Origin of the sequence: Rahnella perminowiae (assembly GCF_019049755.1) — a bacterium.
GTDB lineage: Bacteria > Pseudomonadota > Gammaproteobacteria > Enterobacterales > Enterobacteriaceae > Rahnella > Rahnella perminowiae.
Window position 1 is genome coordinate 1 of the sequence record NZ_JAFMOS010000291.1, and the last position, 3,719, is coordinate 3,719.

Annotated in this window: 4 protein-coding genes; all 4 read left to right on the forward strand. The window is 49.7% G+C overall.

The features are described 5' to 3' along the window. Nucleotides 1–640: 640 nt before the first annotated feature. The 4 genes from J1785_RS02540 (at nt 641) to btuD (ending at nt 3,616) form a co-directional block, all read left to right on the forward strand. Complete coding sequence (locus J1785_RS02540) at nt 641–1,063, forward strand: DUF2502 domain-containing protein (protein WP_217218740.1); 423 nt, start codon at nt 641–643, stop codon at nt 1,061–1,063. Nucleotides 1,064–1,215: 152 nt separating this feature from the next. Continuing rightward, nucleotides 1,216–2,223, forward strand: coding sequence for a vitamin B12 ABC transporter permease BtuC (gene btuC / locus J1785_RS02545; RefSeq protein ID WP_129951731.1), 1,008 nt, complete (start codon nt 1,216–1,218; stop codon nt 2,221–2,223). A 72-nt stretch (nt 2,224–2,295) separates the two neighbouring features. Then, nucleotides 2,296–2,847 carry a glutathione peroxidase gene (locus J1785_RS02550; RefSeq protein ID WP_217156274.1) on the forward strand — a complete coding sequence of 184 codons (552 nt, stop codon included), beginning with the start codon at nt 2,296–2,298 and terminating at the stop codon, nt 2,845–2,847. A 19-nt stretch (nt 2,848–2,866) separates the two neighbouring features. Continuing rightward, a complete protein-coding gene (btuD, locus tag J1785_RS02555) occupies nt 2,867–3,616 on the forward strand; it encodes a vitamin B12 ABC transporter ATP-binding protein BtuD (protein ID WP_217218741.1) in 750 nt (249 codons plus the stop codon). Nucleotides 3,617–3,719 lie beyond the last annotated feature (103 nt).

A 3,719-nucleotide genomic window follows, 5' to 3' on the forward strand; every position in this document is an offset into this window, starting at 1 on the left:
GTTCAGGATTAGTCTGATAGATTAAATTTCAGGGCGACAAAGTCAGCGAGCTTCATTATTTCCCGAGCTGATTTTTACGAAGCCATTAAAATAAAAAGGGGCCAAAGCCCCGAAGATAAATAACTCATTTTATTCAGTAAATAATGCGCGTACATCATTAACTGAACCAAGTTACCGAAAAATTAACCGGCAGCTTAAGCGTAAAAATATAACATGTGATTATTGGTTATAGAACATACGCGGACCACCGCCACCATGGCCACCGCCGCCGTGACCTCCACCACCTGGGCCCCAGAATGGTGGGAATAAACAGCCGCTGAGGCTGACGGCAACCAGAGCAATGCTCAATAGAGCTAAAACACGACGCATAAAATACATCCTTTGTTTGAATAAACAGGGCGAGTATAAATAGAATGCAGGCGGGTTGTTGTCAGCCTTGCGTTAAGATTTGTTAGCGTCTCCATAAGAATTGAATAGTTAATAAACACCGTCGGATTGAATTATTTCAATCAGGAAATATTTGTTTTTTTATTGTAAGCTCAGAGCAAGTTATCCGAAAAAACGTTTATTTCTTATATTCACTTCCCTGGCTGACTGATATAAAAAACACGTCATAAAAAATAAAGAAGGCGTGACTAACGTGAAAAAATCTCTCTTATTGCTTTGTTGTGCACTGGCTTTGCCTGTGATCGCACAGGCAAATGTTTCTATTGACCTCAACGTACCTGGCGTATCACTTCATCTCGGGGATCAGGACCAGCGCGGTTACTATTGGGATGGTTATGACTGGCGTCCACCGCAGTGGTGGCACGATCACCAGGGGCATCATTACGGTGAACGTAATGAACATGGTATGTACTGGCATGGCAATCGCTGGGACGCTAAACCCCCTCAGCGCAACCACGACACCCCGGGACATAATCAGGGTCATCCAAACGGTAATGGTCCCCATGATGAGCATCATGATAACAAGGGCCATCATGGTAATGATGAACGCCGTGATAATAATGATCATCACGGGAACGGGCAGCCGATCCCGCCAAACGGTTATCAGGGACATTAATTCTTGCGGTGATCCCCAACGTGTTTGAAGCCGGTGCTTAGCCACCGGCTTTTTTATTTCCTATTTATCGCATTCGCCTGTTCTTCGCTAGAGCTAACTGCCTAATATCGGTAGGATAGTCACTCACCGTCAGACTCAGGAATCTGCCTTGCATGTCTATCCCGCAGACCTTTTCAGTTTTTGAACAGCAACAGAGAAATCGTGACCGCCGCTGGTTATACGGGCTGAGCATGCTGTTATTAGTGACAGGGGCGTTAAGCCTGAGTGCGGGCGAAAGCTGGCTGTGGCCGGACCAATGGCTGGGTACTGAGGCACGTCTCTTCGTATGGCAATTACGGTTTCCGCGCACTGTCGCTGTCATAATGGTGGGGGCAAGTCTCGCGACGTCTGGCGCAGTAATGCAGTCCTTGTTCGAAAACCCTCTTGCTGAGCCAGGTTTACTCGGTGTGGCCAATGGTGCCTGCGTTGCGCTGGTCTTATGTGTGATGTTAAGCCACGGTCTGTTGCCTGTTTGGGTTATGAGCCTGGCGGCCATTGCCGGGGCGCTTATAGTCACTTTCTTTTTGCTGTATATCGCCCGTAAACGTCTTCTGACAAATGCCCGTATGCTGCTTGTCGGGATTGCGATTGGGATTGCCTGCAGTGCCTTAATGACCTGGGCCATTTATTTCAGCAATAATCTCGATTTACGGCAACTGATGTACTGGATGATGGGCGGATTTGGCGGCGTTGACTGGAGTCAGATCTGGCTTGGGTTGATGTTACTGCCCGTTTTATTGTGGCTGGTCATGCAAGGTAATACGCTTAACCTGCTGTCGCTTGGAACACAGCAGGCGAGGCAACTCGGCATATCGCTGAATATCTGGCGCTATATTCTGGTGCTTGCCGTCGGCTGGATGGTCGGCTTGAGTGTCGCCTTATCGGGCGTGATTGGTTTCATCGGGCTGATTATCCCGCATATTCTCAGGCTTTGCGGAATCACGGATCAGCGTCGTTTGTTGCCTGCCTGTGCGCTTTGCGGCGCTTCAGTTTTGCTGTTAGCGGACGTGCTGGCCCGGATTGGTCTATCTGCGGCAGAATTACCGGTCGGTGTAGTCACCGCCACCCTGGGGGCACCGGTATTTATCTGGTTGCTGATCAGAACCGGACAAATCCGCTGATCCTTTTTGGTGTGTCAGCTATGCTGTTTCCTGACACCCCTTTTCCTCACCTACCCCTGGCAGGACAAAAATATGAGTAATGAAATTTTTGATATTTCTCTGAAAACTATCGATGGCGAAGACACGACGCTCGGCGCGTACAAAGGTTCTGTATTACTGGTCGTGAATGTGGCCTCACAATGTGGTCTGACCAAACAATATGAAGGTCTGGAAAATATCTATCAGGCATGGCATGACCGTGGTTTTGAAGTGCTGGGCTTCCCGTGCAATGAATTCGGTGCGCAGGAACCCGGTACTGAAGATGAGATCAAAACCTTCTGCACGACCCAATATGGGGTGAAATTCCCGATGTTCAGTAAAATTAATGTCAACGGAGATCTCCGTCATCCGCTGTATTCCGCGCTGATTGCGGCGTGTCCGACAGCAGTAAAACCGGAGGACAGTGCATTCTATGAACGCCTGGCCAGCAAAGGTCGCCAGCCCCTGAAGCCCGATGACATCTTGTGGAACTTTGAAAAATTCCTGATCGGCCGGGACGGCACCGTTGTCCAGCGTTTCGCACCGGATATGGCACCGGAAGATCCAATCCTGATGGAAACCATCAAAGTCGCGCTGGCGAAATAATGTGCGTGTGAACACACCGATGCTGGAATGTCGCCAGATAACCGTGTCCGGTCGGCTTCGTGCCTTTAGCACGCAGATTGAGCCGGGCAGCCGGATCCATATCATCGGCCCAAATGGTGCCGGGAAAAGCACGTTACTGGCCCGTCTGGCAGGGATGTCAGAAGGGGGAGGGGAGGTGACTCTCGACGGACAACGGCTGTCCGATATCCCCGGCCCCAGGCTGGCACGTCTTCGTGCCTGGTTATGTCAGCAACTGACGCCGGCATCCCTGATGCCGGTATTTCAATATTTATCCCTACATCAGCCGCAAAAAGTTGATCCCGGTGCTCTTGAGCGCACGGTTTCATGTTTGTGTGAGGCTCTGCATCTTAGCGATAAGCTTGGCCGCCCGGTCACGCATTTATCCGGTGGAGAATGGCAGCGGGTAAGGCTGGCGGCTGCTCTCCTGCAGGTATGGCCGACGGTGAATCCGGATAGTCAGCTTTTATTCCTTGATGAGCCGATGAACAGCCTGGATGTTGCCCAGCAGAAGGCGCTCGACCAACTGCTTTCGGAGTTTTGTGCAGCAGGTCGTTCCGTGGTGTTAAGCGATCATGATTTAAACCACACACTGCATTACGCACATCAGGTCTGGCTCATGTTTCAAGGTCAGGTAATGGTGGCGGGAAAATGTGCTGATGTCATGCAGTCTGAAAAATTATCAGACGTATACAAAGTGGCATTTGAGATACACGAACTGGCCGGCAGACAATGGATAATGGCGACCTGAGATTTACCTGAGCTTAATGCATAGCGGTTTAATTATATTATTATCGGGGTTTACCCTTTGCCCCAATTCTTATTTGCTCATAAAAAGCGCAAAGAATGCATTT